Here is a 4,654-nt window from a genome sequence, read left to right as displayed (position 1 = left end):
GCACGCTTCCCCCTTCGGACGCCGTCCATCTGCCGGATCGGCGGCTGGCGCACCTGATTCTCCCTGATGCTCATCGGCTGCTGGCGGCACGGTGCGGTCCGCGTCGGTCATTCGACACCCTCGACGTAGGGCGAGAAAATTTATCTAGATCTCAGGTATTCGATCGAGTATATTGACGATCTACGGGTATCAACAGAAAGTTTTCTCCATCCTCTGCGAGTCCTGCACGGAAAGGGGAAACAGGATGCCGATCACGTCCGCCGCGGCTGCCGCACCGACGCCGACGGTTGCGCCCGTCCAGGACCGGGCCGCCGCCGCCACCACGACCCCTCATGCGCACACCTACGCGGCGACTCGCACGATCACCAGCACGACAATCGCGCCGCACGACGTTCTCGAGGTGCTCGGCCGCCACGTCATCACCGACGGGTTCGGTCTTGTCCTCGACGTCGAGCGCAGCCGTGGCAGTTGGCTCGTGGACGCCCGTGACGGCCGGCGCTACCTGGATCTCTACAGCTTCTTCGCGTCCGCGCCACTGGGGATCAACCCGCCGGAGCTGACCGGTGACGCCGGCTTCCTCGCCGAGCTCACCGCCGCGGCGGTGAACAAACCGGCCAACCCCGACATCGCCACCGCTGCCTACGCCGGATTCGTCGAGGTGTTCGCGCGTGTTCTCGGTGACCCGGAACTACCCCACCTCTTCTTCGTCGAAGGCGGGGCGCTCGCCGTCGAGAACGCGCTGAAGTGCGCCTTCGACTGGAAAAGCCGCCACAACGCCCAGGCCGGTAGGTCCGGGTCGCTCGGGACCCGAGTGCTGCACCTGCGGCATGCCTTTCACGGCCGCAGCGGGTACACCCTGTCGGTGACCAACACCGATCCGGTCAAGACCGACCGGTTCCCCACCTTCGACTGGCCCCGCATCGACACGCCGTCGGTCACCTTTCCGCTGGATGCGCGCGGCCTGGCCGACCTCGCCGAGGCCGAGGCGGCCGCGCTGGCCCAGGCCGAGGCCGCGTTCGCCCGCCATCCCCACGACATCGCCTGCTTCCTGGCCGAGCCGATCCAGAGCGAAGGCGGCGACAATCACCTGCGGGCGCAGTTCCTTGCGGCGATGGAACACCTCTGCCACGCCCACGACGCATTGTTCGTCCTCGACGAGGTGCAGACCGGGGTGGGACTGACCGGTTCGGCCTGGGCCTACCAGCAGCTGGGCCTGCGTCCGGACGTTGTCGCCTTCGGCAAGAAGGTGCAGCTCGGTGGGGTGATGGCCGGCCGGCGGGTGGACGAGGTGGCCGACAACGTCTTCCGGGTCCCCGGGCGGATCAACTCGACCTGGGGTGGCGGCCTGGTCGACATGGTCCGTTCCCGGCGCATGCTCGAGGTCATGGAGGCGGACGGATTGTTCGCCCGCGCGGGCGACCTGGGCCGTGACCTGCTCGCCGGCTTGGTCGAACTCGCCGGCAGGTATCCGTCACTGGTCTCCAACCCCCGCGGACGCGGGTTGCTGTGCGCGATCGACCTCCCCTCGGCGCAGTGCCGGGATGACGTGGTGCGCCGGATGCGCACCGAGGAAAGTGTTCTGGTGCTGCCCGCGGGCGTCCGCGCACTGCGGTTCCGGTCCGCGCTGACCGTGTCCGCGGCCGAGCTGGAACTCGGTGTGGACGCCCTCGACCGGGTCCTGGCCGGCGTCCCGACCAGGTGATCCGATCCTGGCCAGGTGGTTCGAGCCCGACCGGATGATCGCCTGAATGATCGAGAAAATGATCGACTGGATGATGAGGTCGTCGACATGAAGATTCCTCAGGCACCGCCTCGCCCGGCCGTCCCGCCGCGCCGGGTGGAAGCACTGATCGGTGACAGCGCCGGGTCCGCCGACCGCAGGCGGGAAGCGGCCCGTGCCCTGACCCGCTCGACGAACCCCGCGCACCTCGACGAAGTGGTCGCCGAGGTCCTGCTCGCCGGCCCCGCCGACCTGCTGGACGCCTGCGCCGTCGCACGGGCGGCCCAGCCCGACTGGGCGGACGTGCCCGCGCCGGTCCGCGGAACCGTGATCGCGAACCTGGGACGTCTCGTCGAGGCCAACGCCGAGGCGCTGGCGCGGCTGGTGACGCGCGAGGTCGGCAAGCCACTGGCCGAGGCCCGCGGTGAGGTGCAGGAGGTCGTCGACACCTGCCGCTTCTTCCTCGGAGAGGGCCGGCGCCTCTACGGCGAGACCGTGCCGTCGGAGATGCCCGACAAGCAGTTGTTCACCTTCCGGGAACCGGTGGGCGTCATGGTGGCGATCACTGCCGGGAACTTTCCGGTGGCGGTGCCGTCCTGGTACATCGTCCCGGCGTTGCTGTGCGGCAACACCGTCGTGTGGAAGCCGGCGGTCTACTCGGCCGCGTGCGCGCAGGCGTTCACCGAGCTGATCCTGCGCGCCGGGGTACCCAACGGCGTGGTGGGGCTCGTCCCGGCCGAGGGCGTGGAGACGTTCACGGGCCTGGAACGGGCCCTGGACGCCCGGCTCGTCGACAAGGTCGGGTTCACGGGTTCGACCGAGGTCGGGAAGATGATCGGCGAGCTGTGCGGGCGGCATCTGCAGACCCCCTGCCTGGAGCTGGGCGGGAAGAACCCGATGGTCGTCGCGCCCGACGCGGACCTCGACGCGGCTGTCGCCGGCGCGGTGTTCTCCGGGTTCGCCAGCGCCGGGCAGCGGTGCACCTCACTGGGGACGGCGATCGTGCACACCTCGGTGCACGACGAGTTCCTCCGCCGGCTGGTGGCCGCGGTCGAGGATGCCCGGATCGGTGACCCCTTCGCCGCCGTCCTGTACGGGCCCCTGCTCGACCTGCGTTTCGCCGCTGGCTTCGAACACACCCTTGGACTGATCCGTGATCACCATCGGGTCGCGGGATCCTCGGCGCTCGGGCGGGTGGACGCGGCCCGTCCGCGTCGCGGCTTCGTGGGGGATCCCGGAAACGGACTGTACTACCACCCGGTGATCCTCGACGGCGTCCGGCCCGGCGACGAGGTGTTCAGGGAGGAGACGTTCGGCCCGATCATCGGAGTGACGACCTACCGGGAGCTGGACGAGGCGGTGGCACTTGCGAACGCTCCCGGGTACGGTCTGTCCGCGTCGATCTACACGAACGATCCGCGGACGGTCTTCCGGTTCCGCCGGGGGATCGGTGCCGGCATGGTCAGCGTGAACAACTCGACGTCCGGAGCCGAGGCGCATCTGCCCTTCGGGGGCAACGGCCGCTCCGGCAACGGCTCCCGCCAGTCCGGACGCTGGGTGCTCGACCAGGTCACCCGCTGGCAGGCGGTCAACTGGGACTATTCCGGCCACCTGCAGAAGGCCCAGATGGACACGGCGATCCCCACCGCCGACCTCACCTTCCGCCTCCCACCCGGTTAGCCCGCTTTCCACCCGCTTCCTGCTCGGCCGGCGGTGCAGGCGACGAGGTGCCGGCTCGTGCGGTCAGCGTGCCCAGCGGGGGAGCAGCGCGGCGAGGTTGAGGTCGACCGGGAACGGCTCGGTGACGGTGAGTCGTTCCCCGCTGCCGGCCACCACGTAGGCGTCACCGTGACCGTGCTGGTAGATCGTCACCCGCGGCGGTGCCGGCTCTATGCGCCAGTAGTGCGGGATCCCGAACTGAGCGTAGAGCGCCGGCTTGGTGGTGCGGTCCTCGACATGGTTGCCCGGGGACTCGATCTCGATCGCGACGATGACCTCGGCGGGGGCGAACCAGTGCCGCGCGGGCTCGTCGCTGCGGATCAGCATGAGATCGGGGATGCGGGTGAGCTGCCGGCCGAACCGGATATCCACGGCCATCGCCACCGCGAACGGTTCCGGCGTGACATCCTCGAGCGCGGCGAAGAGCCGGGCGCTCAGCGCCTGGTGCAGGTTGGAGGGGGACGGCGACACGCTGAGTGCTCCATCGGTCAGTTCATAGCGATAGTTGCTGACCGGCAGCTCATCGAGGTCGTCGGTGGTCCAGCCACCCGGAGGAATCGCGATCAGCGGTTCGCTCATCGGTGCGTCCTCCCATCCGTTCCGGTGATTCAACTCTACCTACAGCAGGCTCACGATGCGTGAAGCTGTTGTATCGCTCGCGTATCACCCTCGTGCATGATTATTGTCACTCCGCACCCCTGTATCTTCCCGGATACCGGTTCAATATCTTTTGTAACCGGGTGTCGGTGGGATGCCGACATGTCCGTTGTGTCATCACCGTCGGCCGGTTCTACGCGTTGGTCACGGTCTGGGAGGGGAGTATCACCAATGGCCGAGCATGATGAATTGGTTCAGTCGGAGTCGCTGTGGCCGAGTCAGCGGGTGCCGGAGGGGGACGTCGATGACGGCCTGGACGCCGCGTCCGAGCCGTGGAGAATCCCGCGTTTGGTCGCGAACCCCACCCGTCTTCGGCTCGGATCGCTACGGGGGTCGGTGCCGGTCAGCTTGCCCGGCAGCGTCTGAGCGCCTGAAGGTCCGGCAGCTCCTGGTGCCTGAGGGTGTCCGGGAGGCCCACGTCCGGCGGACCGCGCAGCTCTGTCCTAAGTGGTCTGTCGCAGGGCGGACGATCCGTCATCACGCAGGATTGCGTACGTTCACGTAAGTCGTATGACGCGGCGCGGGCCGTGGCACCGACTCGTTCGGTGCCACGGCCCG

At 68.6% G+C, this 4,654-nt stretch carries 3 protein-coding genes; 2 read left to right on the top strand and 1 reads right to left on the bottom strand.

Annotated features, from left to right (window positions below):
- Positions 1–244: 244 nt before the first annotated feature.
- Entirely contained in the window at positions 245–1,702 is a 1,458-nt protein-coding gene (gene lat, locus DD1DGNOD_RS18020; RefSeq protein ID WP_131770676.1) for an L-lysine 6-transaminase, read from the top strand.
- A gap of 87 nt (positions 1,703–1,789) precedes the next feature.
- On the top strand, positions 1,790–3,400 hold the full coding sequence (locus tag DD1DGNOD_RS18015) for an aldehyde dehydrogenase family protein (RefSeq protein WP_131767637.1): 1,611 nt from the start codon (positions 1,790–1,792) through the stop codon (positions 3,398–3,400).
- Between the two features lie 63 nt (positions 3,401–3,463).
- On the opposite strand, the gene DD1DGNOD_RS18010 is transcribed toward DD1DGNOD_RS18015, so the two are convergent.
- On the bottom strand, positions 3,464–4,018 hold the full coding sequence (locus DD1DGNOD_RS18010; RefSeq protein WP_131767636.1) for a Uma2 family endonuclease: 555 nt from the start codon (positions 4,016–4,018) through the stop codon (positions 3,464–3,466).
- Positions 4,019–4,654 lie beyond the last annotated feature (636 nt).

The organism is Candidatus Protofrankia californiensis, assembly GCF_900634765.1.
Classification (GTDB): domain Bacteria; phylum Actinomycetota; class Actinomycetes; order Frankiales; family Frankiaceae; genus Protofrankia; species Protofrankia californiensis.
Note: the sequence above shows the minus strand (reverse complement) of the source record. Positions and strands in the feature narration are given on the sequence as shown.